The organism is Desulfosporosinus sp. Tol-M2 (assembly GCF_059735615.1).
The window spans coordinates 1-26,304 of record NZ_JCAIJG010000201.1 but is presented as its reverse complement, the minus strand read 5'-3'; the positions used below and the strand labels follow the sequence as shown (position 1 = coordinate 26,304).

General features: G+C 44.0%; 29 protein-coding genes. 2 read left to right on the top strand and 27 right to left on the bottom strand.

Features of this window, described 5'->3' with window-relative positions; translation table 11 throughout:
* Positions 1–69 precede the first annotated feature (69 nt).
* The 18 genes from nusB to AC6I5A_RS14305 all read right to left on the bottom strand — a co-directional run bounded on the left by nusB (position 70) and on the right by AC6I5A_RS14305 (position 14,749).
* The gene (gene nusB / locus AC6I5A_RS14390; RefSeq protein ID WP_034617608.1) at positions 70–507 is read right to left on the bottom strand and encodes a transcription antitermination factor NusB; all 438 of its coding nucleotides are present in this window, start codon (positions 505–507) and stop codon (positions 70–72) included.
* Positions 508–518: 11 nt separating this feature from the next.
* Positions 519–767 carry a DUF2273 domain-containing protein gene (locus AC6I5A_RS14385; RefSeq protein WP_034617606.1) on the bottom strand — a complete coding sequence of 83 codons (249 nt, stop codon included), beginning with the start codon at positions 765–767 and terminating at the stop codon, positions 519–521.
* Positions 764–1,279: an alkaline shock response membrane anchor protein AmaP gene (gene amaP / locus AC6I5A_RS14380; protein ID WP_034617603.1), complete on the bottom strand. Its 516-nt coding sequence runs from the start codon at positions 1,277–1,279 to the stop codon at positions 764–766. The genes AC6I5A_RS14385 and amaP overlap by 4 nt, the downstream gene beginning before the upstream one ends.
* A 53-nt stretch (positions 1,280–1,332) precedes the next feature.
* The gene (locus AC6I5A_RS14375; RefSeq protein WP_034617600.1) at positions 1,333–1,734 is read right to left on the bottom strand and encodes an Asp23/Gls24 family envelope stress response protein; all 402 of its coding nucleotides are present in this window, start codon (positions 1,732–1,734) and stop codon (positions 1,333–1,335) included.
* 424 nt (positions 1,735–2,158) lie between these two features.
* The gene (locus AC6I5A_RS14370; protein WP_034617598.1) at positions 2,159–2,734 is read right to left on the bottom strand and encodes a SpoIIIAH-like family protein; all 576 of its coding nucleotides are present in this window, start codon (positions 2,732–2,734) and stop codon (positions 2,159–2,161) included.
* Between the two features lie 3 nt (positions 2,735–2,737).
* Positions 2,738–3,307, bottom strand: coding sequence for a SpoIIIAG-related protein (locus AC6I5A_RS14365; protein ID WP_034617596.1), 570 nt, complete (start codon positions 3,305–3,307; stop codon positions 2,738–2,740).
* Positions 3,308–3,341: 34 nt separating this feature from the next.
* A complete protein-coding gene (gene spoIIIAF, locus AC6I5A_RS14360) occupies positions 3,342–3,923 on the bottom strand; it encodes a stage III sporulation protein AF (RefSeq protein ID WP_034617595.1) in 582 nt (193 codons plus the stop codon).
* 15 nt (positions 3,924–3,938) lie between these two features.
* Positions 3,939–5,108 carry a stage III sporulation protein AE gene (spoIIIAE, locus tag AC6I5A_RS14355; RefSeq protein ID WP_034617592.1) on the bottom strand — a complete coding sequence of 390 codons (1,170 nt, stop codon included), beginning with the start codon at positions 5,106–5,108 and terminating at the stop codon, positions 3,939–3,941.
* Between the two features lie 10 nt (positions 5,109–5,118).
* Entirely contained in the window at positions 5,119–5,505 is a 387-nt protein-coding gene (gene spoIIIAD / locus AC6I5A_RS14350; protein WP_034617588.1) for a stage III sporulation protein AD, read from the bottom strand.
* An 11-nt stretch (positions 5,506–5,516) separates the two neighbouring features.
* On the bottom strand, positions 5,517–5,714 hold the full coding sequence (gene spoIIIAC, locus AC6I5A_RS14345; protein ID WP_034617585.1) for a stage III sporulation protein AC: 198 nt from the start codon (positions 5,712–5,714) through the stop codon (positions 5,517–5,519).
* A 21-nt stretch (positions 5,715–5,735) separates the two neighbouring features.
* Positions 5,736–6,245, bottom strand: coding sequence for a stage III sporulation protein SpoIIIAB (gene spoIIIAB / locus AC6I5A_RS14340; protein WP_034617582.1), 510 nt, complete (start codon positions 6,243–6,245; stop codon positions 5,736–5,738).
* Complete coding sequence (gene spoIIIAA, locus AC6I5A_RS14335) at positions 6,245–7,309, bottom strand: stage III sporulation protein AA (protein WP_034617579.1); 1,065 nt, start codon at positions 7,307–7,309, stop codon at positions 6,245–6,247. Before spoIIIAA ends, spoIIIAB begins: the two co-directional genes overlap by 1 nt.
* 394 nt (positions 7,310–7,703) lie before the next feature.
* Entirely contained in the window at positions 7,704–9,572 is a 1,869-nt protein-coding gene (locus AC6I5A_RS14330) for a putative ABC transporter permease subunit (RefSeq protein ID WP_034617576.1), read from the bottom strand.
* Positions 9,573–9,577: 5 nt separating this feature from the next.
* Entirely contained in the window at positions 9,578–10,360 is a 783-nt protein-coding gene (locus AC6I5A_RS14325; RefSeq protein ID WP_034617573.1) for an ABC transporter ATP-binding protein, read from the bottom strand.
* A 363-nt stretch (positions 10,361–10,723) separates the two neighbouring features.
* Complete coding sequence (locus tag AC6I5A_RS14320; RefSeq protein WP_034617572.1) at positions 10,724–11,458, bottom strand: type II toxin-antitoxin system prevent-host-death family antitoxin; 735 nt, start codon at positions 11,456–11,458, stop codon at positions 10,724–10,726.
* A 233-nt stretch (positions 11,459–11,691) separates the two neighbouring features.
* Positions 11,692–12,600 (bottom strand): PLP-dependent cysteine synthase family protein, encoded by a 909-nt coding sequence (locus AC6I5A_RS14315; protein ID WP_034617570.1) that lies wholly within the window; start codon positions 12,598–12,600, stop codon positions 11,692–11,694.
* A gap of 108 nt (positions 12,601–12,708) precedes the next feature.
* Positions 12,709–13,974: an adenosylhomocysteinase gene (locus AC6I5A_RS14310; protein WP_034617566.1), complete on the bottom strand. Its 1,266-nt coding sequence runs from the start codon at positions 13,972–13,974 to the stop codon at positions 12,709–12,711.
* A gap of 40 nt (positions 13,975–14,014) precedes the next feature.
* Positions 14,015–14,749 (bottom strand): class II aldolase/adducin family protein, encoded by a 735-nt coding sequence (locus AC6I5A_RS14305; protein WP_497900791.1) that lies wholly within the window; start codon positions 14,747–14,749, stop codon positions 14,015–14,017.
* Positions 14,750–14,909: 160 nt separating this feature from the next.
* On the opposite strand from AC6I5A_RS14305, the gene AC6I5A_RS14300 reads away from it, so the two are divergent.
* Positions 14,910–15,539: a hypothetical protein gene (locus AC6I5A_RS14300; protein WP_497900790.1), complete on the top strand. Its 630-nt coding sequence runs from the start codon at positions 14,910–14,912 to the stop codon at positions 15,537–15,539.
* Between the two features lie 115 nt (positions 15,540–15,654).
* Here the strand turns inward: AC6I5A_RS14300 and AC6I5A_RS14295 are convergent, their stop codons facing one another.
* From AC6I5A_RS14295 to AC6I5A_RS14280, 4 genes are all read right to left on the bottom strand, one after another.
* Entirely contained in the window at positions 15,655–16,002 is a 348-nt protein-coding gene (locus AC6I5A_RS14295; protein ID WP_034617564.1) for a type II toxin-antitoxin system PemK/MazF family toxin, read from the bottom strand.
* On the bottom strand, positions 15,996–16,268 hold the full coding sequence (locus AC6I5A_RS14290; RefSeq protein WP_034617560.1) for a hypothetical protein: 273 nt from the start codon (positions 16,266–16,268) through the stop codon (positions 15,996–15,998). The genes AC6I5A_RS14295 and AC6I5A_RS14290 overlap by 7 nt, the downstream gene beginning before the upstream one ends.
* 181 nt (positions 16,269–16,449) lie before the next feature.
* A complete protein-coding gene (gene htpG, locus AC6I5A_RS14285) occupies positions 16,450–18,297 on the bottom strand; it encodes a molecular chaperone HtpG (protein ID WP_034617558.1) in 1,848 nt (615 codons plus the stop codon).
* Positions 18,298–18,473: 176 nt separating this feature from the next.
* Positions 18,474–18,908: a YaiI/YqxD family protein gene (locus AC6I5A_RS14280; protein WP_034617554.1), complete on the bottom strand. Its 435-nt coding sequence runs from the start codon at positions 18,906–18,908 to the stop codon at positions 18,474–18,476.
* Positions 18,909–19,016: 108 nt separating this feature from the next.
* Here AC6I5A_RS14280 and AC6I5A_RS14275 point away from each other — a divergent pair, with 108 nt between their 5' ends.
* Positions 19,017–19,415: a hypothetical protein gene (locus AC6I5A_RS14275; protein WP_034617551.1), complete on the top strand. Its 399-nt coding sequence runs from the start codon at positions 19,017–19,019 to the stop codon at positions 19,413–19,415.
* Positions 19,416–19,866: 451 nt separating this feature from the next.
* Here the strand turns inward: AC6I5A_RS14275 and AC6I5A_RS14270 are convergent, their stop codons facing one another.
* The 5 genes from AC6I5A_RS14270 to AC6I5A_RS14250 form a co-directional block, all read right to left on the bottom strand.
* On the bottom strand, positions 19,867–20,724 hold the full coding sequence (locus AC6I5A_RS14270; RefSeq protein WP_034617545.1) for a CvfB family protein: 858 nt from the start codon (positions 20,722–20,724) through the stop codon (positions 19,867–19,869).
* 241 nt (positions 20,725–20,965) lie between these two features.
* Positions 20,966–21,715 (bottom strand): succinate dehydrogenase iron-sulfur subunit, encoded by a 750-nt coding sequence (gene sdhB / locus AC6I5A_RS14265; RefSeq protein WP_034617542.1) that lies wholly within the window; start codon positions 21,713–21,715, stop codon positions 20,966–20,968.
* A 27-nt stretch (positions 21,716–21,742) separates the two neighbouring features.
* Positions 21,743–23,467, bottom strand: coding sequence for a succinate dehydrogenase flavoprotein subunit (gene sdhA / locus AC6I5A_RS14260; protein ID WP_034617541.1), 1,725 nt, complete (start codon positions 23,465–23,467; stop codon positions 21,743–21,745).
* A gap of 108 nt (positions 23,468–23,575) precedes the next feature.
* Positions 23,576–24,190 carry a succinate dehydrogenase/fumarate reductase transmembrane subunit gene (locus AC6I5A_RS14255; protein WP_034617540.1) on the bottom strand — a complete coding sequence of 205 codons (615 nt, stop codon included), beginning with the start codon at positions 24,188–24,190 and terminating at the stop codon, positions 23,576–23,578.
* 343 nt (positions 24,191–24,533) lie between these two features.
* A complete protein-coding gene (locus tag AC6I5A_RS14250; RefSeq protein ID WP_497900789.1) occupies positions 24,534–26,231 on the bottom strand; it encodes a sigma-54 interaction domain-containing protein in 1,698 nt (565 codons plus the stop codon).
* Positions 26,232–26,304: the final 73 nt, after the last annotated feature.

Here is a 26,304-nt window from a genome sequence, read left to right as displayed (position 1 = left end):
CATTTAATCCCTTGGGATCAGAAATTGTAACTGAAGATTATCTGTGAATTAATAAAAGAGCCCATACAATTACTTGCCTATAGGCTCTTTTCGTTCTAGTTTCGAAATCCTAGCGACTATACCGTCAAGAATTCCGTTTACGAACTTTGCCGATTCCTCGCCCCCAAAGCGCTTTGCTAATTCGATCGCTTCATTTAGACTGACTCGTCCTGGAATGTCCGGACAGAAAAGAACCTCATACGTTGCTAAACGCATCACATTCCGATCCACGTTCGCCATACGGCTAATGGTCCAATCCTGAGCAAATGAAGTAATCATATTATCTATTTCAACCAGATGTGCTATCGTTCCGTCGACTAATTCCTGAGCAAACTTTCTACTGGCCTCGGGGACTACAAATTCCGTTGCCCAATGTTGAACTTCCTCGGATGTAATCAGCGGTTCTTTCGTCAGGTCCCTTTGAAAAAGCACTTGCAGGGCTGTTTCACGGGCTAATCTTCGACTCAAGGAAATTCCTCCTAGTACTTTTTCAAGTTTTTTTCTAACCAAGTTGTAATAAATTTATAATCATCCTGGCGTTTTCCTAACACAAATCCCAGAATAGCAAACAAGGCCAAGACCAGTGTGCGCCAAAAGCCAAGAGTCACCATTAGCAAACCCAGAACTAAACCTATTGACGTTCCGATGAATTTGCCCGGATGATTGTCAATGACCCATACTAAAAACCTGGAGATTTTCTCTCCAATTTTCGACCAGAACTCACTCATCGGACGCGTGTCAAATGGGCCTTATCCAAACTTAGCACCAGCACTTTCACCTCTGTTACCATAATTCCTGTATAAAGTTCGACATCCGCCTTGACCTTTGCTTGAAGTTCTTCGGACGTTATTGGAATTCGTTCGCCCTGCTCAAATTGGCAAGAGACCATTATCTGAAGACCAGTTTCCCGTTCTCTAAGGTTCGATTTAACATGCAACACACCCGGCAGCGCCATTGCACTTCGCGCAATAATCTCCTGCAGGGCATCCTGAGAAATTCGGACATTTCCCCCTTTGGAAGACGTTTGAAACGTACGAACCGAACTTCTGCGCGGACGCACAAACAAAAGTAATCCCAGTAAGAGCAAAACAGCAGCCACAATAATACTTTCCCATGGGTTTGATTTTAACCACTCCAGCCCTTGAGCAAGTATAACATAAGGAAGCTCCCACCCTGTGGCCATGGCTAATATCCAAAGAGCACCCAGGATTAGGGTGAGTCCTAAAGCATAGGCCAACATTTGTCGTCCCCTCTTTCAGAAACCCCCCCTGGCATATCCAGGGGGGGACCACTCTACTTCAGAAGAAATTCTTCTTCTTTGATTTTGGTTTCCGGTATCGATTTGAAGTTTACCCCTTGCACATGAACATTTGCTTCTACGACCATGAGCCCAGTCATTCTTTCAATGGCTTCCTTCACCGCTTCCTGCACGTATAAAGCGACCTCAGGAATTGATACGCCATACTCCACCACAATAAAAAGATCTACGGCAACCTCATGTTCGCCAACTTCAACCTTGACCCCTTTAGACAGGTTTTTATTTCTCCCTAACATGTGCGCAAGATCTCCAACCAGACCCCCGCTCATGCTAACTACTCCCCCGACTTCAGAAGCTGCTAATCCGGCAATAACTTCAACTACTTCATCAGCAATCCGAATAGAACCGAGGGAATTTTCCGTTCCCAAGCTTTCCATATCTCTTCACCTCCATATCGATGTTCGAGGCCCGATGTTCGAGGCTCGATGTTTAGGGTTCAAATATTGAACATTTTACCCTTGGAAAACCTAACTTAACCAAGATTGAGTTAAAACTCCACCTAAAGTTTCCTTTATCCAATGTTGTCGCTATTATAACAAATAAAGACTAATCTGGCAAAGGCAATCTGCGAACACGAGCACACCCCCTTCAAAAACTCTTCATATTCCATAGAAGCAAATCTCCTCTCATGTGTGACATCTTATTATAGAAACGGGGAGAGCGTAAAGCTTCTCCCCAACCTAAAATACTTACGGTCATTGTACTGTGTAATGCCCCCAATAAATTGATGATCTGGCAAAAGATCCTATTGATGCTGATGTGTATGTGGAAAGTTTTCAGTCTCGACGATGTCTGTCCGATTTATTTTCTAGCTGCTATCGTAATCTTATCCAATCGGACTTTTGTTACTTGGACGACAATGTCTTGAATGATACTCACTTCATTCGGCGTTAAGCTAGGAGCATAAATAATTACGGTAACGTTTTCCGAAAAGACATCCGCCACAACATCTTGAAACCCTTTTATTTTGAGAAGATTCTCGATTTCTCCTTCTTGAAGAATTTTCGTACTGAGTGCAAGCCATTTTTCTTGCGCTTGCCCTTTATTCTTGTCTACCGTGGAGTTCAGCAACTCCGAGAGCATAGCTTTTGTTTCCTGGCGAAACTGTTCTCGTTTCAAGCGATAATTCACAAAATAATTTTCCCCGGCATCGTTTTGCTTGACTGTTTCCACTTCAAATTGAATCGAACTGTCCTCCACGGAGGCATTGACAGGTAAACTTGATTGAACTGAAAAGTAGGCGGGTGGTTGGGCCTTCATCATCCCAATCCCAAGTGCCGCAAGGATCACCACCAAACTCACGAGTCCTCCCAACCACATCTTATTCATGTGTCCGATAAACAGGATGACCGGTCGCTTTACTCGATTATTAAACATACGTTATGAACCTCCCATCGACACAACGGTAATTTTAGACCCTGGTATATTCAGGAGCGTTTGTACTGCCGTATGAATCCCCTCTCTCACCTTGGCGTCCCTGGCACCCTCCGCAATAATTAAAACTCCGGCCACCTCCGGACGATCTTCCATTACCATAACCGGTTGGGATGAACCACTGGGCATGACTATTTGATTATTTTGCGTTACTTCCGTCGTTTCCCGAATTCCTCCTGTTTTGTCTGTTTCCTTTGAAGTTCGTTTAGTAACATTCTCATTACGCGCATACTCAGTTTTTAGTCCAGTTGAAAAGCTTACCGAGACCAGCACCTTACCTGCTCCTTCCATCTGCAATAAATTGGCTTGCAGTTTGCTCTCTAATTCTTTTTCCAAAACACCTATTTTTGTCACGGAGGTCGCCAACGAAGTTGTCTCAGCAGATTTAGACAGTGTTTCCTGAGCAGGCGTTACAGACTCTTTCCCGATATAAATGAGTGACATCCCCAGCGCAATGAGTACAACAAAACCAATGAACATTTTGTTTGATGATGAAATATCTTTAATTATCTTCATCTTCAGAATCTCCTTCTAAACTTATTTTTTCTTCCTAACCTTCTTGAACGATAATCTTTTCCTGGGAAATGCTCATTAGCTCGGCAATCCTTTCACGTACCCTATCGGCTCTGGGGGACTGGTTTTCCGTAGGGGGGGGTGATTGTCCGATCGTAACGGATTGGACTGGAGATATTTCTCCTTTTGCAGAAGTGAGTGTAACTTCAATCAGCGCTATCTTCGGCTGCTCCGTTAAGCCGCCCGCCCCCTCTTCAAATTCAACGATGACCTCCGCTCCCTCGACTCCCTCAAAACCCAGTGCGAGGGCTTGAATCTGATGGACAAGAATCTGGCGGTATTGCTCTTGGAAAGCATTGCGTGCCAATTTTAGTCCTTGCCCTTCCGTGGCTATTGCCGGTAAATCCTGGGGGTTTGTGGCTGTCCAAGCTGGTATTTCCATCTCCAAAGGAGTATGCAAAAACGTTGTGATCGGAGCGAGAACCGCAGAAATCACAAATAAACCCATCACCATCTGGACAAATCCGCGCATCGATTTATTGGGAAGCAGCATTTCCAGAAAGGTGGCCAACAGCAAGATCACGATCAAATTGCGCACAAGTGTCTGTAACGTCTGCACAGTGCTTCACCTCCCTTAATGCAACATCACGGAAAAGGTTCCCGTTCCTATGACTACTGCAACGGTCATAAAAAACATAATCGCCACCGCAGCTACCGTTACTACGATTAAGGTTAGACTCTTGGCCATATCCTGGAGACTTTCCGCAAGAGCCTTTTCGCCGAGTGGTTCAGTGAGGGCAGCAGAAATACGAAACATAAGAATCATGGCTAGTAGTTTCACCATAGGAGCGACACAGATCACAATAATTGCCAGCAAGGCAATGATTCCGACAGCATTTTTGAGCAGTAAACCGGATGTAATAACCAGCTCAACAGCATCTTTAAAAAATTTGCCTACGACTGGGATAAGATCCGCCGAATACTTAGCGGTCCGGAAAACTACGCTATCCGCGACCCCCCCCGTCACCCCTTGAACCGTCATAACCCCGATAAACACGGTCATAATGACGCCTAAACTTAATTTACCCGCAAATTCTAGAAGTCCAGCGAGTTTACTAAGCTTAAATTGTTCAGAAATATGATTAAAAAGTCTCAGTACGGCTGCCAGAAAAAAGAGCGGTAAGACAACCGTTTTGATCAGAGTGGCTAATACCGTCAAGCTCCCCAGAATGAGAGGTTTAAACAAGGCTGCGCTGGTTAGGTTACCCATGGAGATCAGTAAGGTTAACATTACCGGAAACAACGTTTGCATCAGCCCAACCATCTTCTCAATTGTCTCCGTGGCGACACCTAAGGCCTCCCGAAAAGAAGTTAGGGCCAAACTAAACAGAACAAGGTAAGTCATAATCCGGGCTATTTTCCCAACTTCTCCGCCATAGGCTGCCTGCAGTTGCCCCAACACTGCACAGAGAACGGCTAAAATAAGCAACTTGCCGATTAAAGGAGCACTGTTCAAAATTTCCCGTCCAAGTATTCCCATTAAACTCTGGCCTAGCTTTTCCGGGCGCAGATCCAACGTTCCGCTCTTTAAATCCTCAAACATTCGGGCCAAGGAGAACCCAGGCATAGCCTTCACTACATCAGAATCCAGTTGTTCCAGATACCCCCGCATTTGACTCAGATCAATCTGCTCGGCAAGTCCTGTTGAATCCGTTTGAGAAGTAACCTCCCCGGCAAGTAAAGGGGAAGTTGTCCCACAAATCAAGACGACAAATAATAGTAACCCAGCGAAGAATCGTCGCAAATACATCACCTCACGGAACGAGTCGTACCAGTGACTCTGTAATGGCTACAATAATTGGAATGGCTAAGACAATGACCCCAACTTTAGCAGCAAGCTCAATTTTGCTGGCCAAGGCGCCTTCCCCCGCATCACGGCATATTTGAGCGCCAAACTCTGCCAGATAGGCCACACCCACTATTTTTAAAATAATGAGTAAGTAATAAGAGCTGATATTAGCTTGATCTGCCAGGTTCTGGAGCACATCAACAATGACCTTGATTTTACTCATCACGAGGATAAAAATCGACGCTCCTGCTAAAATGGTCAGTTGCAAGGCAATTTCCGGTCGGACCTGCTTCAGAACAACACTAATCACTGTAACAATCAGGGCTAACCCTACGATTTGCCATATCTCCACGTTATAGCCCCCTAGTAAAGGTTAAAAACACTCTTAACCATGGTAAATAATTCCGCGATAGATTGAACTACAATATAGAGAACCACAATAACACCTATTATCGTAACGCTCTGAGCCATTTCCTTGCGGCCGGATTGTTCCAACACGGATGCTAATACTCCGACCAAAATACCAATTCCCGCAACAGTAATAATTAGATTAAAGCTCATTTTTCCGACTCCTCTCCATGGTTAAATTAAAATGAGCACACCTGCGATCCCACAGAGGAAGCCCAAATAGGACCACATTTTAGCTTGCTTGTCAGACCATATTCCTGCTTGATCCTTAATTAAGGCGAGTTGACGCCCCACCAGTTCTATTTGTTTGTGTTGCTCATGACTGTCCGAGCGACCTAATCCTTTGCCAACGTCACTGATCACTTGCCAGTCTTCTTGTTTCAAACAGAAATGCTGATTCTGGGTGAAGATTGTCTCTTTCCAAGCCAAGCTTGCTGACTCTCCCCGCTGCAAGCGTTCCTGGAGTTCCGCAAAAAAACCTTGCCAGGGTGGATCCGTACGTTCCTTTACGCTACGGAAGGCCTCTGGCAAAGGGGTCGACCCCCAAACAATTTCCGTATCCAGAAGTGCCAAGGCCATCAAACATTCTCGTAATTCTACCGGTCTAAGTCGAATTCTATGAGCTAACCAGACTCCCAAACTCCCGCACCCGGCGATAAGTGCGACACATCCCATTATGAGCATCACAGGATCCTCCCTGTCTTCAGATCATAAACTCCGTCGATCGTTCCCGGCCCATGTTTTCTGCTTAACACAACCAGACGCTCAAAAACTCCTTGCTCCAGCAAATGAGCTAAGGTCGGCCTGCCCCGTGCTTCTTCTAAAGTACCGGCGTGTGCCGTACTAAGAACCCGCACCCCGGTGCGTAAGGCATCCATTAGGGCCGCAGCATCATCGGTGTGACCGAGCTCATCCATGGCCATCACTTGAGGGGCCATAGAACGAACGATCATGTTCATCCCCCTGGCTTTGGGGCAACCGTCCAATACGTCTGTGCGGTATCCCAAGTTATAGGTGGGCACCCCTTGCCACATCCCAGCCAGTTCCCCACGTTCATCCACGACGCCGACAGTCTGCCCTCTGAGCCCTATTTGCGGAACCCCGTTACTAATTATGCGAATCAGATCACGTAAGAGGGTTGTTTTACCAGCCCGAGGCGGAGATATCAGGAGAGTATGCCTTAACATTCCGTCTGCTCCTAAGAGTAAGGGCATGATCTTCAGACCTTGTCCCTTAATTTCCCGGGCAATGCGAAGGTTCAGGGCAGAAACGTGTTTCAACGTTTGAATTTGACCACGTAATATGACTGCCTCTCCGGTTACCCCTACTCGATTCCCTCCCGGAAGGGTTAAAAATCCCTGTTTAAGATCCTCTTCGGCAGCATAAATCGAACTGTGAGTCATTCGTTCCAGCGCACAGACCAGATCTTCCTGCCTAACGAAGTAAGCCTTTTCCGGGCTCGTTACTCCGCCTTCCCGGTTGAGGAAAAGATCCGAGTCTGAGGTGCGAACCAAGAGTGGCTGTCCCACGCGCAAGCGGATCTCCTCAACCTCATGAAAGGAGATAGTCCTGATCTTGTCTAAAACTGAGCGAACATCTTCGCCAAACCACTTAGCCATATCCCTCCATAAGGCTACACTCTGATCTGGGCCGGAAAGGTTCTCCTCCGGATGAGGGGGCATGGGTTTTGGCAAATTAGACCTCAATTTAGAATCCTGAACGACAGATAGCGTGTAATGCAGCGACACGTCATTGCCTCCCTTGATTGATGGTATGTCCTCAGTTTTTGTTTTAGACATGATTAGACTGGAAAAAGTGGAGGAAGTTTACAAGCACGTTCGGAGGAAGTCTCTTAGCGCGTTCGCACACGTTCCATCGCTATTCGCTTGACGCTAAGGCTAAAACGCAAAACCTCTGGGCTTTTCTGCATGTTAACCGTTGCGTTTCTTCACACCTTATCGTCTGCACTCATTGACGCGATTCCTCTCTCCGTGCTCTCTAAGCTAAGAAACTTCCTCTGGCTTGTGTCGCCGCCCAGGGATTGGTGCAGGGATTAGGTACAACCTAAGCGTCCTGTGACGCAGGAAAAGCCGGATGCATGAATAACATGCACCCGGCTCAATGCTCAACAAAAACTAGTCATCATAACTTTTTACCAGAGGGCAGGTTTTTACCGGACTTTTTCTTGCTGCCTGTGACAAGTTCAACCCGAAAGCCTTTCCTGCTTTGCCGCACCGTAGCAACCATAAATCCAAAAAATATCAACGACCATACTCCGCCGGTCACAATTATTCCCAGGATAATCCGTAAAGTTGCCGACCACATCAGGGGACGGCTCAAGAGATAAAGTCCATATATTAGAGCTGACAAAAACCCTCCCTCAAATTTTAGGGGCGGGAGGTTCGTAATAATTGCAACCAGCTCCCCGGGTGGGATAAGATAGCTTAATCCTAAGGCCAAGAAGAGTATGAAAAGCAAATTCACAATATACATGAGCATGGAAGCGCCAGGCGAAATACGCTGTTGAGGCTTATCTGGATTATAGCGGCAGTTATTGATGGAATAAAAAAGCCCGATAGCACTTGAGCCTAAACTAAGGAGCACTGCCGCCAATACAAGCCCGATGATTAAAGTGGCGGAAACACCTATTACTAAGGCAGTACCTACCAGCAAGGTTTCCATTAACACCAGGGTAGGTAGAACAGCAGCAACTAATTTTCCCCATACTATAGGCCATCCGGCAAGTGGTACACTATTTAAGAGCCAATCGGCTTCTCCCTCTCTGCCAAAAGAGAGCAAAGCCATATTACCGCTGAACATGATAGTGTACATGATTAAAACTGTGATCAAGGAAGCCTGGCTGGATTTCTCAGAAGACAGGAAATATTGACCTATAAAAAAAGCCATGATAATCAAAGGAACCATATAGCCAAACCATTCCCGAGTGTCACGCTTCATAGAAAGCAAATCTTTTTTAGCCACTGCCCACATTCCTAACCAGGGAGAAGCTGTATAAGTAACTTTTTCCTTAAAAAAATATGAAATACTCTCCCGTCGGAAATTCCTTTCCAACTTCACTACCTTACGACGCCTGCCGCCTTTTCCCTGGCTCAGCGCAATAAACCCTCGGCGGAATCCCCGTTCAAGCAGAACAAAAGCGATCATAAAAAGCAGCCCACCCACCAAAAGTATGAAAAGACCCCATCCCATTCCAGCGAGGAAGTTTCCTGAAATTCCTTCAATTAAGGAGAGCGAACCCCATCCCCAAGGGAAAAAGTCCATGATCTGAAGCACTCGTTCTTGTCCTTCCAGCCAAGCACCTATGTTTAGCCCTTCCTGACTGTTAAACATTAAATTAGGCATCTGAAAGACAAGGGCAATCAGAATGCCTGCAATAGCTCCAATAAAACCAATAGCTTCCTTACTCCTATGCGGCGGTACAATACGCATCACCAAAAGATTGATTAGTTCGGCAACAGCTGTACCTATTACCCATAACCCAATGCCTACCAAAACAACCAGGCAGTAAAATAATGCTCCTGCTTGAAAGAGGAGACCGTAGAACACTCCCGGTAAAAAGGCAAACAAAATGGCTATTAATAAATTACTGCCCAGAACAGATAGGGACTTTACAGCAAAAACGACCTTGAGGGGAACGGGCGCCATGAAAAGCAGCTCCAAATCATCAGACATATACAGGGCGGCAAAAGCTGCCGTAATACCAAAAAAAACCTGACTGGCTAGTCCTACCATAAATAACAGGGAGAGAAACCCCCGAGCTATTTGAGGGGGCATCGTTTTTAAAGCGCCATAGGCAAAAGAACCCAAGGAAACCAAGATAGCCAGCACCAGAACTAAGAGGACAATAATCCCGAAGAAAGTGCCCAACGGTCGCTGTCGCATTGTATTCCAGGCAACCAGCATTTGGTTTTTCAACAACAACTTAAAATCCTGGGCAAAAGTTTGTTCTGGTGGAGGATCGGTCAGAGGGGGAAGTAATTCTATTCTCACCGGTTTTATTCCTCCTCCAGGCTTTTTATTATTTCAGCATTTTCGTGACCGCCGGTTAGTTCAAGGAAGATATCTTCCAAGCTTTCCCCACCGTGCCCTACTCTCTGACGCAGTTCCTCAGGGCTGCCTTGAGCAATCAGTAGACCCTCCTTAAGTATAGCGACCCGATGACACATTCTTTCAGCAATCTCCAGAATATGAGTAGAGATAAAAACTGCCGCCCCCTGCCGGGCCATCTCCTGCAGGATGTCTTTCAGAAGACGGGCACTGGCCGGATCAAGACCCACAGTAGGTTCATCCAGAAGGATGACCTTAGGCTGGTGGATAAGTGCCGCTGCCAACACTACCTTCTGCCGCATACCATGGGAGTAGCCCTCCAATAATTCATCCGCCCGTCCTTCAAGTACAAACATCTCTAAAAATTGTTCTGCTCTTTCTTTGGCGATTTCTTTAGGCACACGGTAAAGAGCGGAAATAAGCTTTAAGAATTCCCGTGCAGAAAGCTTATTGTACAATTTAGGCTGCTCAGGCACATAGGCCATCAAGGCCTTAGCTTGTGTTGGCTGTTTTTTTATATCATAGCCGCAAATAAATACTTCTCCTTCACTGGGATCCAAAAGCCCTGTAAGCATTTTAATAGTGGTCGTTTTACCTGAACCGTTTGGTCCGAGGAAGCCAAATATTTCCCCGCTCTTAACTTCTAAGTTGAGGTCTTTGACCACAGGGACAGACCCATACCGTTTATTTAATTGATTCGTCTTAATTAAGACCGTTTCCTTGGTTTCCATGGATAGTACCTCCTTTCTAAAACACATAAAACTGATAAAGCAATTAATCCATTAAAATTCTGACATAATTAGTAAGGTCTTCTAACAGAAAAATATTAGCTTTCTTCTAGAATGCCCCAAATATCTAACCCAATCAAATAATTTCTAAGAAGAGACACAATAATAACAATAATAACAATAATAACAATAATAACAATAATAACAATAATGGGACGCAAAATTATTCAAATGCGTCCCCTAAAAAGAAAAAGATGTCCCATTCAGCAACTGCGTCAAAAGGACTCAAGGCTGATCATCATTAAGCAAATGTCTGAAGAAAAAAATAAAATAACAAGAGCATGTTTGCTCTGATCAGAATCTTTATTAAATATCATTAAAAATATCTCTTAATACTATCTCAAGTCCTCGAAATTCAATTGATTGAATTGTATCATCCCCATTAACACTCCTTAAGCTTTCTATATCTTTATCTTGAGAAAAGGAGTATTGAAGAATACTTTTGTTTTCCAGATTTACAATCCAGTATTCTAAAACACCGCTTTTCATATAGAGATTTAACTTCTTCACCATATCTTTACCCTTGGTCGATGGAGCTAAGACTTCGACAACTAGTGTCGGTATGCCTTCATACATGTTCTTTTCATTAACCTTATCTTCATCACAGATCACCATAACATCCGGCTGGACAATATTGGGATCCTCTTCGAACTTGGTCGCATAACCGAATAATCTCACATCAAATGGAGATGTCAATGATTGACAGGGTTTTCCTTTGAAATAGTTATAAAAATGACCTGATATTTCATTAACAACCACCTGGTGGGTAAAGGAAGGTGAAGCCAGCAGATAAATCTCACCGTCGATGAGTTCGTATCTTTGATCAGAAGAATCAACCAGCCTCATATATTCTTCATAGCTTATTCTTTTTGTCGATTGATATTTTAATGATTCTTCGTAAACAAGAAAACAGTCAGGTTCGTTGTAGCGGATGAGTTTGGCAACACTCTTTCCGTTTTTCGTAATAATAATGTCCTCCTTCTCCACGAGGGAAAGATATTTTCCAAAAGCATTTTGTATATCGGTAGTATTAATACGCATGCTATCACCTGCTAATTTTAATTTAGGTATAATTATAAGGCGTATTAGCTATTTTGTCAACCAGTCTTAGCTATTAACCCTCTTTTCCCTCGCTATCTATGCCTGGGAGCTGGTTGGATAACAGGGGGCGTAACGAAACTGAAGTTTCGTTACGCCCCTTAGTATCACTGATGTTTCCTTTTTCTCTTATCCATTTTTAAAGATTATCATGTGGTTATTAATACACATAACTTTCAATAGTTTGAAACAATCGGACTGAATAAATCCGTGCTCAAATATTTTTCTCCCCGGTCGGCGAATAGTACAACCACAAAGCCTTCCTGCATATCTTTGATGCATTCCAGAGCAGCAAGCATGGCTGCTCCGCTGCTCATACCTACAAAAATACCTTCCTGCAATACAATAGCTCTGGCCATGGAAAAAGCGGCCTCGGATTCAATCATAACTGTCCGGTCGATTTTCGTTGGATCGTATATTTCCGGGACTATCGCTTCCTGCATGTTTTTTAGACCTTGAATATAATGACCGAGCACAGGATGGGCCTCTACGATCTGGATCTCGGGGTTTTTATTCTTCAGTCCCATTCCTACCCCCATGATGGTCCCCGATGTGCCAAGTGCGGAAACAAAATGGGTGATCCTTCCCTGGGTGTCCTCCCAAATTTCATTTGCAGTAGTGTAATAATGCGTCAGTTTATTGTATTCATTAGAAAACTGGTTCGGCATGAAATATTTGCCCGGATGGCTGTGGCAGAGCTCATGAGCTTTCCGGATGGCTCCATCAGTTCCCATGGAAGGATCTGTCAGAGTTATCCTTGCCCCAAAAGCCTCAATCATTTTGCGGCGTTCAATGGAAACAGCCTCACTCATTACAATTTCTACGGCATAACCTTTTACTGCGCCAATCATAGCCAGACCAATCCCCGTATTGCCGGAGGTAGGCTCGATGATTGTTTTTCCCTTGGTTAGCATACCGCTTTCTTCCGCCTGCTCAATCATTTTTAGGGCAATTCGGTCTTTGATGCTTCCAGTAGGGTTGAAGCCCTCCAGTTTAGCATAAAGCGGAATATGAGGTTTCGGGTTCAACCGGTTGATCATGACAAGCGGTGTATGGCCTATGGTATCAAGAATATTATTATACATATGTATCATCCTTTCAGATTACTAGCAATACCATAACATATATTAACAAGAGACTGCAATCAGAACGGGTTGCCAAAGAGACCAGCCTTGGCCGGTTCCGCTGATCAATTATTTTGCTTCTTCCGAACTCCAGGATGCTAGATACACTACTTGCTCCTCGGTTAATTTATCTATCGATAGGCCCAGCGACTGAAGTTTGAGCATAGCCACTTTTTCATCAATCTCAGTATTGACTTGATATACTTTAGCTGACAATTTATCATAGTTCAAAGCAACGTATTGCAGAGACAGGGCCTGTAAGGCAAAGGTCATGTCCATTACTTCCGCAGGATGACCATCACCGGCGGCCAGGTTAACTAAGCGTCCCTCAGCTAAAAGGTACAATAGTTGACCTCCCGGCAGAGAGTATTCTGTAATGTTAGTCCGAGCAATTCTTTCAGAGATTGCTATTTCTTTTAGTTGGGCTACGTTTACCTCCACATCAAAATGTCCTGCATTACACATAATAGCACCTGATTTCATTAAGCCAAAGTGCTCCTTAGTTATTATATCTTTGTTACCGGTAACCGTTATGAAGAAATCTCCGAACTTAGCGGCCTCAGCCATAGGCATTACATCAAAACCATCCATTAAAGCCTCATTGGCTTTGATGGGGTTAACCTCACAAATAATTACACGTGCCCCTAATCCCTTGGCCCGGAGGGCCACTCCTTTACCACACCAACCATACCCTGCGATGACTGACGTTTTACCGGCTACAACCAAGTTCGTCGTCCGCATGATCCCATCCCAAACAGATTGCCCGGTACCATACCGGTTATCAAACAAGAACTTGCATTGGGCATCATTAACCGCAATCATTGGAAACTTCAGTGCCCCATCCCGCTCCATTGAATATAAGCGCAAAACACCTGTCGTCGTCTCCTCCGCTCCTCCCTTAACTTTCGGAAGAAGCTCAGGACGAGTTGTATGGATTGTGGAAACCAGATCTCCTCCGTCATCAATGATAAGATCCGGCTCTGTATCCAGAGCCAATTGCAGGTGATGTTTGAATTCCTCTTCCGTCGCATTGTACCAGGCATGTGCTCCGATTCCTTGTTGAACCAAAGCAGCTACCACATCATCCTGAGTAGAAAGAGGATTGCTGGCCACCACAGTCACCTCTGCTCCTCCGGCTCTAATTACCTGCGCAAGATAAGCTGTTTTGGCTTCTAAATGTAAACAAATAACTACTTTCTTTCCTGCAAAGGGCTGCTGCTCCTCAAATTCTTGACGCACCATATTTAGAACCTGCATGCGTGGTGCCACCCAATCAATTTTGCGCTGTCCAAGCGGAGCTAAGGCTATATCCCGGATTGTTGATTTCATGCTCATACCCTTCTTTCTTAGGTATTTTATTTTGCAGACGCTCAATTTAGGATACATCTTTATCTTTATCTTTATCTTTATCATTGTCTTCGTCTTTATCTTTATCTTTGTCTTTATCTTTATCTTTGTCTTTATCTTGACCATATCCCTGAAGATAGAAATTTCGCATGCCGTCAATATCCTCTTGAGATAATTCGACAACCCCACCCATGAGTTGTGCCAGAAGTGTAACTTGCGCCGATTTTTCAACGACTTGGCAAACTCTAAAGGCTTCCTCTAAGTTTCGGCCAACACCCAACATGCCGTGGTTGGCAAGTAAAACTGCATTTCTGCCTGCCATTGCTTTTACCGTGTTGATGCCAAGCTGCTCAGTTCCTGGCAGCGCGTATTCATTAACCCGCACATTTCCGCCGACAATTTGCACCAAATCTTCGACGGCTCCCGGTATTTCTCGCCGTGCCACGGCCATTGCGGTGGTATAAGCGCTATGGGTATGTACAATCGCCTGGACGTCCTGGCGAGCATGATAAATCGCCAAATGCAGGGGCACTTCAATGGAAGCTTTACGATATCCGCTAATGGTTTTTCCTCTTAAATCCAAAACAACGATATCCTCAGGGACCAATGTATCGTAGCTCATTCCGGTCGGAGTGATGGCAATATTGTCTTCTCCGGGGACCCGACAACTGATATTGCCCCAGGTTCCTACCGTAAGGTTTGTCGAGAGCATTTTCATTCCTGCCTCAACAACTTTTTGTCGGGTTTCCAGGCGATGATCCATTATATCCTTCTCCTTTTCTTTTGGTTGTGGGTCGTTATGCCAGCCCACCACAAACAGCTCCGACTTCTTTTTCATTAATGTTTCATAGAGCATTGGCGGAAAACGTTGCCTACTTAAATCCGGGAGCAATCCGTTCCTGCAGGAACCCCTCAATGAAGTATTGGCGACTTCTCTGCACCAGCGTTTACAACATACCGCTTATGTAGCATACAGCCTCCTTTGGGAGAATGAAACCCCCTACAGCATATGCGAAAATTTTATCACGCCTGAGACAGAACTGGTCACTGCTTACAGCATTTTTAAGAGTGAACAGAAGCGCAATCATCACTCCTTACATGAACATTTTCTTCTTTGCTGTGAACACCTTGGCATCCCCGGCATGAAGGAATTTCTGAATTATCTGCTGGTTTTTGACTTTCTCATTGCCAACACAGACCGCCATTTTGGAAACTTTGGTGCTGTCCGCAATGTGGATACCCTTACATGGTTGGGAGCTGCACCAGTCTTTGATAGCGGTACAAGCCTCTGGCATGATCAGGTTTCAAGGGCAATTCATCCGCATGGTGATGTGCCCAGCCATCCGTTTAAACCGACGCATGCCGAGCAGATCATTTTGGTCGGCAACCTTGACTGGATTGATTTTTCAGCGCTCCGGGACATCGACGAGGAGTTCCGCATTCTTCTTTCCGCTTCTCCCTATATTGATGAGCCGCGTACAGATAAGTTGTGCAATGGTTTAAAAGGGCGTGTGCGGCAACTCGAACAACTTGCTTTGGAACAGAAACATTAAGTAACCATCAGCTAATAATTCGTATCAAGTAACTGCCTAAAAGGATCGGGCAGTTACTTTTTATGAGCTTATTGCTTTTCCTCTGGCAAAATACGATTTAACTCAAACCCTATATTTACAGATCCAGATAGGTCTTTATCGCTATTCTCACCTGTTCTTTGAGCTCATCAGAGTTAATACTGCCACATCTCTCGCTAAGCCTTTCTTTAGCAATTGCTCTTATCTGATGGGCCATTGCGATCGATTCTTTGGGTAATCCAGTTTCTTTTGTGCTTAGCAATACTTCAATAGGGTATACTTTTCTACCTGGTTTAACCGAAGTTAGTGACAATATTGTAACTATCGGCAATGCTTCATTAACTGCTTCCGCCGATACAACCAAGACCGGCCTCTTTCCGGCTTGTTCAGAACCTTTTGTCGGTTCAAGATCAGCCCAGAAGATTCCCCACTGGTACGTTACCATTCAGTCTCCCTCCCGGCCGTATCCAGGTCGGAAGATTCAAACGCCCGCATGCTTTCTTCCAGATCTTGGATAAATAACGGGTCTTTGGCTGCTTTCAGCATTTCCTTTTTCAATATTTCTCTTTCAATTTTACCGGAGTATTCCTCAAGCGCTTCCTTCACTCCGGCATTTACTGAAGGTATATAGTTGCTTATTGCATAGTCTTTATATTTTTCCATCAGATCGGTTGGTAATGAAAAGGTTACATTTTTAACTTTTCCTGACATAAAAAGCACCCCTTACTGTATTATTGGCTGGTTATATTGTATTCCTGCCAATAATATTGTGCAAGTAAGTATATGCAATAGGACATAACATAAAATAGCTTAACAAAATAAAATAAGTTGATTGATTATTCACAAAGAGGATGGAAACCCATCCTCTTTATTTCAACCTATATTTAACTGTTTACCCCAAGGCACGCTCCAAAATTTCATTGAGTCGTTTTACCATACCCCTGGGATCAATAATCAGTCCAGCGGCAATTTGGGCGTTCTCGAAAATTTGTTCTGCGGCAATCTTCGCAAAGGGATCTTCATTTTTCCGAGCTTCATCCAAACGTTTAATCATTTGATGTGAGGCATTAATTTCCAAAACACTGGGGCCTATGTTATTGAGATCTTTATTCATGAGTTGCATCATCCGCTGCATACTATTTGTCCCATATGGGCTGAGAACAACTGCCGGACTGTCTACCAAACGCTTAGATTCCCGTACTTCAGTCACTTTACTGCCTAAGACCTCTTTTAGCCAATCTGTCAAAACCTTAACTTCTTCTTCGGACAAGGCTAGTTCATTTCTATCTTTCGGTTCATCATTACCTAAATCTAAATCATTTTGATCCGCCGAAATGAGTTTCTTGCCTTCAAATTCTCCAAGTGAACCAAAGATGTAGTCGTCAATGGCTGCATAAGTATAAATCACTTCATAGCCTTTTTCCCGAAATACTTCTAGATACGGACCAGACTCTATCCCCTCTCGCGTTGGACCGTTGACATAATAGATTGCTGTTTGATCTTCTTTCATCCGACTTACGTAATCTGCTAAAGAAACCGATTCTCCGGAAAGGGTCATAGACGATTCAAACTGTAAAAGTTTGACGATTTCTTTACGATGGATGAAGTCGTTTGCTGCCCCCTCTTTAATGAAGAAGTTAAACTTTTCCCAGAACTCTTTATACTTCTCCGGTTCGGAAGTTGCTTGCTCATCCAGGAATTTAAGAAAACGGCTGGTGACTACTTTGCTAAGTTTACTGACCAAAGCATTATCTTGCATGGTCTCCCTGGAAATATTAAGCGGCAGTTCCTCACTGTCGATGACACCTCTTAAAAAGCGCAGCCATTCAGGTAAGATATCCGGAGATTTTTCTTGTATTAATATTTTTTTGCAATAAAGGTTTACCCCCGGCTCAGTTCGTCCAAAACCAAATTGCTCGATGTTCTCCTTGGGAACAAATAATAAGGTGTTAATATTTATCGGAGCATCTGAGGAGAAATGCAGGCGAAAGAGCGGCTCGTCATAAGCATTGGCAATAAACTTATAGAATTCGTCGTACCCTTCATCTGTGATTTCATTTTTATTTTTTGTCCAAAGTGCCTCAACCGTGTTTACTTTCTGCCCATCGACGATAATAGGATAGGGTACAAAACTGGAATATTGTTTAATGACTCGTTGAATAGTTTCTGCCTTGGCATAATCGTAAGCATCTTCTTTTAAATGAAGAACTATCTTCGTACCTCTACTTAGTTCTTCTCCTTCAGCAATCGTATAACTCCCTACGCCATCTGATTCCCAGACGAGGGATTCACCCTCCATTTGATAGGAACGGGTATAGACGGTTACTTTATCCGCGACCAAAAAGGCAGAGTAAAACCCAACCCCAAATTGCCCGATCAGGTTAAGATCCTTTTGATCCCCTTTGGCGCTCAAGTGTTTGATGAATTCCTTGGAGCCCGAATGGGCGATGGTCCCTAAATTCTCAACCAGCTCTTCTTTGGTCATCCCTATTCCGGTATCAGTGATGGTCAAAGTACGGGCGGTATCATCCGTATCGATCCTGATTTCTAAAGGCAAATCCTTGTCTTTAACCTCTGGACCCGTAAGTTGCGTGTAACGCTCTTTTTCCATGGCATCGGCCGCATTGGAAATAAGCTCCCGCAAAAAAATCTCGCGCTCAGTGTAGAGTGAGTGGATGACAATATCCAGCAACTGCCGGATTTCTGTTTGGAATTCCTTTGTTTCTACTATTGTATTCATTTATTAACCCCCATTGTTTTCTCTGATAAGTTTTGGGCACCGACTAACGACAATATCGGGCCAATAATAATTAGTTTATCAAATTTTGTTAAAAGTGCAAAGTCTTTTTACTTTTGAGCTGTCAAGCATCAGATTCCAATCTAAGTTATCTATTATTAGTGCAGCTACTTTAAATCTCATAACCTATTGAGTATCTTCTGAAGGCAGGACTCGAATTGTCGATCATCTTCTAACCTTCTCTTTTTCGGTCCTTTGGTTCTGCCGCCACCCCGTCGGAACTTTGCTTTAACCTCCCGTTCTTCCAGTAAAAATGCAATACTCTGAGCACTAAACTCTTGTCCATCAGGAGTTAAACACCTTACCCCTTTCCCCAGAAGCATTGCCGCTAAGCCCCAATCCTGCGTAACTGCCACATCTCCCTCAAGAGCTAGATTCATGACCCGAATATCCGCCTCTTGCGACGCATTTCCTACCACCACATGATGGTCCGACTTAATATTATGATTAAAACTCGCTACCGTCCAAACTGGTATAGCATAATCACGGGCAATCCTCAGGCAAATCTGCAAAACAGCCCTCGGGCAAGCGTCGGCATCCACGATAATCTTCAAAAAACCACACCTTCCCAGATAAAATATAAGAGCCAGGACAAAAACCTGGTTTTTATTTTTTTGTTTTAATGATATTCTTTATATTATTCAATGGATTGGAGGGCAACTATGCTAAGAAACAAATCAGCTTATATACTTATAGCTCTAGCGGTAGTGGTTATTATTTGTATTTTAATAGGTACTTTTTTGTCTTCAAGAGATAGCACTCTTTCAATTCAAAATAACACTGATGAAACTATTTCGGATTTAAAAATTAAATACTCAAATTCTCAGAGTATCATTGAAGTTCCAAGAATATCCCCAAAGCAAGTATACGAAACTAAATTAATATTACCAGATAATTTTATAGAAGGTTCAATAAAAGTTTTTTATACGGACAAGCAAGGGGAAAATCATGAAGACTATCTAGTAGGATATATTGAGAAAGGTTACAAAGTGAAGATCAATGTAATTATAGAATCAGTAGACAATAACGGAGTTTTAACCTTGAAGATTTATAGGACATAGACCTCCAAATCTGAGGAAGTCTCTTAGCTTAGAGAGTACGGAGAGAGGAGTCGCGTCAATGGATGAATGCAAATGAATTGCATGTTCACCAAAGCTTTCAAGGAGCACTTCTTAGGGGTTGGCTTAAACGGTTCACCTGCATTTCATTTCATTCATGGCTTGGTTACGACGAGGTTTTGCTACGACAAAGATCCGAACAGCTCTAAGACTCCCACCACGGTTCCACTCCCCCGTCGACCCAGAGCAAGCCAGAGGAAGTTTCTTAACTTAGAGAGCACGGAGAGAGGAGTCGCGTCAATGAGTGCAGACGATAAGGCGTGAAGAAACGCAACGGTTAACATGCAGAATTGCCCAGAGGTTTTGCGTTTTAGACTTAGCGTCAAGCGAATAGCGATGGAACGTGTGCGAACGGGTTAAGACACTTCCTCCCGACGGAACGTGTGCGAACGGGTTAAGACACTTCCTCCCCGCTCGGAATTTCCTTCAATCCGCCATCCGTCTGCATCACTTTCTTCTCTTTGAGCAGTCTGCCCAGTGCTCTTTTGAAAGCGGCTTTGCTTATTTGTAAGCGACTTTGGATTTCAAGGGGGCTGCTATGGTCATTAAGCGCCAGAAATCCTTCGTGATTCTTGATTCCTTGGAGGATTTTCAACGTGTCGTTATCTATTTGAATATAGGAAAGATCTCTTAACGATAAGTCAAGCTTGCCATCTTCTCTAACCCGGATAACCCGTGCCTCAACTTGATCACCCTCTCGCAACTCACTAAAATACTCATTGACCGGAATGAGTCCCAGAAACTTATTATCTACGGCTACAAAAGCGCCTATATCGAGGTTCACAGCATAAACAGTCCCTCCTATTTTGTCGTTCTTCTGATAGGGAGATTCTGCCGATAAATACTCATAAATTTCTGTCGTGGCGCTTAATCTCTGACTCTTATCCAAGTAGACCTTTACCAAATAGCCTTTACCCACCTGGAGCGGATATTTTTGTTCCTGAAATGGTAATAATAAACCTCTCTCCAGACCTATATCCAGAAAGGCCCCAATCGATGTCTTTGCAGATACTTTTAGATAGGCTAAGTCCCCTAATTGAGCCAACGGTTTTTTCCGGGTGGCGATTAGCCGTTCCTCGGAATCCCGATATATAAAGACCTCTAACTCGTCCCCCTCTTGAGCGCTCTCCGGTACTTGTTTTTTGGGCAGAAGGATATTATCGCGCCGAATGCCCGTGCCTGCATCTAAATAAGCGCCAAAGGATGTGAAATTAGCAATTTTAAGGTTTTGTATTTTCCCTATTTCAATCATCTAAATATCCCCTTTCTCATTCACAGTAATAGGTTTGCCGTGGGCACGATTACTTAAACCCTTTAACGCCAATAAAAAGGGACTAGCAAAGCTAATCCCCGACAATCCTATTGAACCTTAATTCTAATGCTATTCTTGCCGAATTCCCTATACTTTTTCGAACCAAAAGCACTTTCTCTTAGTATTCCCAAACAAGCTAATCTTCTTTATAAATTAAATAATTGTCTTCTGTGTTATTGTGCTATTTGCGGAGCCAACGATCCAAAGCAAACTTATTGGCTTGACGGTTCATTTCGGCCAGGTTATCCGTTAAAGGAATTTCCTTTGGACAGGCCCGAACACAGTTCTGGGCGTTACCGCAATCTGCAATCCCACCGTCATCAAGTAATGGTGCCAACCTTTCATGTTTATTCATACTTCCGGTCGGATGGGCATTAAAAAGACGGACTTGTGAAATAGGAGAAGGTCCCATAAATTTAGAACGTGAATTCACTTGCGGGCAAGCTTCCATACAACATCCGCAAGTCATGCACTTGGATATTGCATAAGCCCAGCGGCGCTGGCCTTCTGAGAAACGCGGCCCGGGTCCCAAATCAAAAGTCCCGTCAATATTAACCCATGCACGGACTTTTTTCAGGTTATCAAACATGAATTGTCTGTCAACCATGAGATCCCGTATCACCGGGAATTTCGTCAGTGGTTCAAGTACGATTGGTTGTACCATTTTGTCTATGAGAGCAGAACAGGATTGCCTCGCTTGTCCATTAATAATCATTGTACAAGCTCCGCAGACTTCCTCTACACAGTTACATTCCCAGACCACTGGGGTCGTCTTCTGCCCAGCAGCAGTTACCGGGTTTTTCCGAATCTCCATTAAACAAGAAATAACATTCTGTTTCTCTTTATAGGGAAGATTAAACTCTTCCCAACGACTTGGGCTATTAGGACCATCTTGACGACGGATTTTTAAGCGGATTATTTGTTCAGCCATCTTAAATTCACCTCCAACTTCTCTTTATTAATAGACGCGCGGACGAGGCTTAATATAAGCAATGTCAACGTCTTCATAACTAAACTTCGGACCGCTGGGAGTCCACTCGGCAATCGTTGTTTTTAAGAAATTCTCATCATCACGCTCCGGATAATCCGGTTTATAATGTGCCCCTCTGCTTTCGTTGCGGTTTAAGGCTCCTAAGGTGATCACTCTTGCCAGTTCCATCATGTTCCAAAACTGACGGATGAACGTCGCTTCCTGGGTTCCCCATTCAATATTATCGTTGCGGCCAATATTCTGCCAGCGTTTCATAAACTCCTGAATTTTAACATCGGTTTCCGCCAGTTTATCGTTGAAGCGTACGATGGTCACATTCTGAGTCAAAATATCACCAAGTTCTTTATGGAGAGCGAAAACGTTTTCTGTCCCTTTCATAGCCAGGATCTTCGCCCATTTCTCGTCTTGCAGTTTCTTCTCTTTCACAAAGGTCGGCTCAGTGCCGCTTGGAGTTTTAATCTTGTTGTTCTTAATGTACTCCAGTGCTTTGGGTCCGGCGACCGTGCCCGAATAGGTTGCCGAAAGCAGGGAGTTCGCTCCCAGACGGTTTGCCCCATGGTACTGGTATTCGCATTCCCCGGCAGCAAAAAGTCCGGGAATACTGGTCATCTGATCGTAATCAACCCAGAGCCCGCCCATGGAAAAGTGAACACTTGGGAAAATCCGCATGGGGACTTTCGTCGGATCATCACCCACAAACTTTTCATAGATCTCCAGGATTCCCCCCAGCTTAACTCGTAAGTATTCCGCATCAATATGCGACAAATCGAGGTAAACCATTTTTTCGCCTTCAACCCCAAGGCCTTGGTTATAAACAACATCATAAATGACACGTGTCGCAATATCGCGCGGCACCAGGTTTCCGTAGTTCGGAAACATTTCCTCAAGAAAATACCAAGGTTTTCCGTCTTTATAGGTCCAGACCCGGCCTCCTTCGCCGCGGGCTGCTTCGGACATCAACCTGTTCTTGTCGTCACCGGGAATTGCGGTGGGGTGAATCTGGATAAACTCCCCATTGGCAAACTTGGCACCTTGTTGATATAACGCTCCTGCAGCGGTTCCCGAACAAATCGTCGAGTTAGTGCTTTTGCCAAAGATAATACCCAACCCGCCGGTTGCCATAATCACGGCGTCCGCCGCAAACGCCTTAATATCCATACTCCGCAGATCTTGCGCGACAATCCCCTTACACGTTCCTTCATCAAGCACAGCAGACAGGAATTCCCACTGTTCATACTTTTGAACCAGGCCTTCCACTTCATAACGCCGCACCTGCTCATCAAGCGCATAAAGAAGCTGCTGACCGGTTGTAGCCCCTGCAAAGGCTGTTCTTTTGACTTTGGTCCCTCCAAAACGACGGAAATCCAGTAATCCCTCCGGCGTACGGCTAAACATTACGCCCATCCTGTCATACATGCGGAGGATACCCGGTGCCGCTGCAGTCATGTTTTTCACCGGCGTTTGATTGGCCAGAAAATCTCCCCCATAGATCGTATCATCAAAGTGAAGCTCCGGTGAGTCCCCTTCTCCTTTGGTATTAATTGCCCCGTTAATCCCACCCTGAGCGCATAACGAGTGTGATCGTTTCACCGGCACTAAAGAAAATAAGTCGACGGACGTACCGGCTTCGGCCAACTTGATTGTTGCCATCAGCCCCGCAAGGCCGCCTCCCACTACGATGACTTTACTCATCCCCTTGACCCTCCTAAAATCTTTGTTCTTAATTATGAATACCGTTTCTGTTTATTTCATTCCAGACTGTTGAATCCAGACCGTTGAATCTTAAGGCTGATTCTCCCTCTACCGCACAAAGGCTGAAAGGTCTGATAAACCTACCCCCGCCAGGAGTATAAAAACTACCGTCAAGGCATACGACCACATTTTTTGGGAACGCGGTCCAATGGTTAAACCCCAGGTAATGGCAAAGGCCCATAAGCCGTTGGTAAAATGGAAAATCGCAAACAACACGCCAAGGGCGTAGAAGATCAGTCCAAGAGGCTGACTTACAAATTGAGAGAGTGAAGCGAAACTTAAATCGCCAAAACGCAGAAGATAAACGTGAATAACAACAAAGACCACGGTGTACAGACCAGAAACCCGTTGGATTATATAGAACCAATTCCGGGCATACTTATACCTCAAAAGATTGCTTTGACCGGTATAAACCACCCATGAACCATATATGGCATGTAATGCAATAGGAATAAAGATGACAACAATTTCAATAATCAGAATCCCCGGCATACCCCGCATAAAATCAATGAATCGGTTATACTGCTCTTCTCCCCCAAGGGCGTTTAAATTAGCAATCATATGAAATGTTAGAAATACGCCGATGGGCAGAAGTCCCAATAAAGAATGGACTCTACGGATTAAAAAGTGATACGGTTTTTGTGTTGTTTGTGCTGTACTCATAAATTTTCGTTTCTCTCCTTTCAACCTCTTTATTTAGAAACATGGAATTTTTGTCATATATTTTCCAAATCGGCTTTTCCATGACCAAATAAGAAATATGCAAGCTATATGCCAATTGAAATTAAATAGCCTATATTTTCCGTCATTATTTTAATTATAGAGGATACCCCCTTTAAGCAGTCGGTTTCAACCAATAAACCGTTAAAACCGGGCTCGGTAAATTACAGAAAATCGGTCAATATTCCCTTTGATTCAATCTTTAATTAGTCGATAATGTATAATTTCTAGAAATTATACATTAGAATCTTCTAATTGATGGAATATACTTAATCCATCTTCCCAGCTAAGACATTAATCTTAGTTTATTGTATAGGGTGGCCAGGGATATCTTTAAGGCCTTTGCGGCTTGCTTCTTTCCTTCTACTGAGTCGCCGTAACGCTTCAAGGCAAAACGGATCATCTGTTTTTCCATTTGTTCAATGGGCATAATTCTACCAATCACCTGTTCTTGTTGAATTGTTTTCTGAGGATCCAGGAGATTGGGCATAGACTTATGGTTAATTATTTCTTCTTCCGCTGTGACCATGGCGCGTTCCAAGACATTTTGAAGTTCCCGTATGTTACCTGGCCAATCATAATTCATCAACAGTTCTTCTGCTTGGCTTGTTAAACCAATTACGTGTTTACCATATTTACGGTTAAATTTGCTAATAAGGGAATGAACATACGCCGGAATATCTTCTTTGTGTTTGCGCAGTGGTGGCAAGCGCAATTCAAGGACATTAAGACGGTAATAAAGATCTTCGCGAAAATCGCCTTGTTTGACCATCTTCAGCAAATTACGGTTGGTAGCTGCAATTACGCGGACATCCACTTTGATGGTCTGGGTTCCTCCAACTCGTTCAAATTCCATTTCCTGTAAAACACGGAGGAGTTTGGCCTGTAAGTAGGGTTTCATATCCCCTATCTCATCTAAGAAAATCGTTCCTCCGTTTGCTAACTCCATCTTTCCGTGCTTTGTTTTCAGGGCTCCTGTGAAGGCTCCCTTTTCATGCCCAAAAAATTCGCTTTCGAGTAACGTCTCTGGAATTGCCGCACAGTTCACCTTAATAAATGGCTTGTCCAAACGCAAACTTGCGCCATGGATGGCATGAGCGAATAATTCCTTTCCGGTACCTGATTCTCCCGAAATGAGAATGGTCGAGTTACTTCTTGCCCCTTTACGGGCCAAATCCAAAGCACTTTTGAATTCGGGATGGCTTCCGATCAGGTCATCAAATGTATATGAACTAGTGGAGATTTGATTGATACGGCTTTGCAAATCATCAATCACTTGATTAGATACTTTCAATTGTTCCATCAACTTATAAATATCCGTTATTGACTGAAATACCACGACTGCGCCTTCCGATTTTCCGTCAACAACAACAGGGGATGCATTTGAGATTACTTCCACGCTCGTACCTCCAACCTGTCCCCTGTGAGCAAACACAGGTTCATGCGTCCGGAGAGATCTCGCCAGTGCACCGTTGGGAGAAACGTCAAAAATATTATGCCCAATTCGCTGACTCGCCGGAATTGAAGTAACTCTGCTAAAAGACGGATTGACATATTTTATCTTTCCGTCAATTCCTGCTACTTCAATGGCTTCCTGAACAGAGTTCAAAACAGTATCCAGTTCACCTTTTAAGCGTTTTATATCCGCCAGTTTTTCTTTTTCTTCAATAACATACATCATAAGATTTGCGCCTTGGGCTTCAACTATCGCGCTGGATTTTGCTTTATTTCGTTCTAATTGTTCTTGTACATCAGGATTACCTGTCGCTTCAATAATTACATCAAGATTTGGAACCTTAAGAAATGATTCCAATGTTACGCAGGTCGGCACACCATCCAGCCGCGCCATCCCCATCCCAGAATTCTTTTCTATAAGATCACAGACCACACAAATCTCAATCTGGTCAATACTTCGCAGCGTTTTATAGATTGTCGAACCCCCTTGTCCCATGCCCACGATACCCACTCGTACCTTCCGATCCACTATTTAACCCTCCCAGCAAAATTATCATTCTCTCCATCTTCTGTATTCTATACTAATTATTGTATCTTATCTA

Bases quoted from the DNA above. Each gene is read 5' to 3' on its own strand.
- AC6I5A_RS14385 (WP_034617606.1), bottom strand. From the start codon at position 767: ATGAGTGAGTTCTGGTCGAAAATTGGAGAGAAAATCTCCAGGTTTTTA.
- amaP (WP_034617603.1), bottom strand. From the start codon at position 1,279: ATGTTGGCCTATGCTTTAGGACTCACCCTAATCCTGGGTGCTCTTTGG.
- AC6I5A_RS14375 (WP_034617600.1), bottom strand. From the start codon at position 1,734: ATGGAAAGCTTGGGAACGGAAAATTCCCTCGGTTCTATTCGGATTGCT.
- AC6I5A_RS14370 (WP_034617598.1), bottom strand. From the start codon at position 2,734: ATGTTTAATAATCGAGTAAAGCGACCGGTCATCCTGTTTATCGGACAC.
- AC6I5A_RS14365 (WP_034617596.1), bottom strand. From the start codon at position 3,307: ATGAAGATAATTAAAGATATTTCATCATCAAACAAAATGTTCATTGGT.
- spoIIIAC (WP_034617585.1), bottom strand. From the start codon at position 5,714: ATGAGCTTTAATCTAATTATTACTGTTGCGGGAATTGGTATTTTGGTC.
- spoIIIAB (WP_034617582.1), bottom strand. From the start codon at position 6,245: ATGCTCATAATGGGATGTGTCGCACTTATCGCCGGGTGCGGGAGTTTG.
- AC6I5A_RS14325 (WP_034617573.1), bottom strand. From the start codon at position 10,360: ATGGAAACCAAGGAAACGGTCTTAATTAAGACGAATCAATTAAATAAA.
- AC6I5A_RS14320 (WP_034617572.1), bottom strand. From the start codon at position 11,458: ATGCGTATTAATACTACCGATATACAAAATGCTTTTGGAAAATATCTT.
- AC6I5A_RS14315 (WP_034617570.1), bottom strand. From the start codon at position 12,600: ATGTATAATAATATTCTTGATACCATAGGCCATACACCGCTTGTCATG.
- AC6I5A_RS14310 (WP_034617566.1), bottom strand. From the start codon at position 13,974: ATGAGCATGAAATCAACAATCCGGGATATAGCCTTAGCTCCGCTTGGA.
- AC6I5A_RS14305 (WP_497900791.1), bottom strand. From the start codon at position 14,749: ATGGATCATCGCCTGGAAACCCGACAAAAAGTTGTTGAGGCAGGAATG.
- AC6I5A_RS14295 (WP_034617564.1), bottom strand. From the start codon at position 16,002: ATGGTAACGTACCAGTGGGGAATCTTCTGGGCTGATCTTGAACCGACA.
- AC6I5A_RS14290 (WP_034617560.1), bottom strand. From the start codon at position 16,268: ATGTCAGGAAAAGTTAAAAATGTAACCTTTTCATTACCAACCGATCTG.
- htpG (WP_034617558.1), bottom strand. From the start codon at position 18,297: ATGAATACAATAGTAGAAACAAAGGAATTCCAAACAGAAATCCGGCAG.
- AC6I5A_RS14275 (WP_034617551.1), top strand. From the start codon at position 19,017: ATGCTAAGAAACAAATCAGCTTATATACTTATAGCTCTAGCGGTAGTG.
- AC6I5A_RS14270 (WP_034617545.1), bottom strand. From the start codon at position 20,724: ATGATTGAAATAGGGAAAATACAAAACCTTAAAATTGCTAATTTCACA.
- sdhB (WP_034617542.1), bottom strand. From the start codon at position 21,715: ATGGCTGAACAAATAATCCGCTTAAAAATCCGTCGTCAAGATGGTCCT.
- sdhA (WP_034617541.1), bottom strand. From the start codon at position 23,467: ATGAGTAAAGTCATCGTAGTGGGAGGCGGCCTTGCGGGGCTGATGGCA.
- AC6I5A_RS14255 (WP_034617540.1), bottom strand. From the start codon at position 24,190: ATGAGTACAGCACAAACAACACAAAAACCGTATCACTTTTTAATCCGT.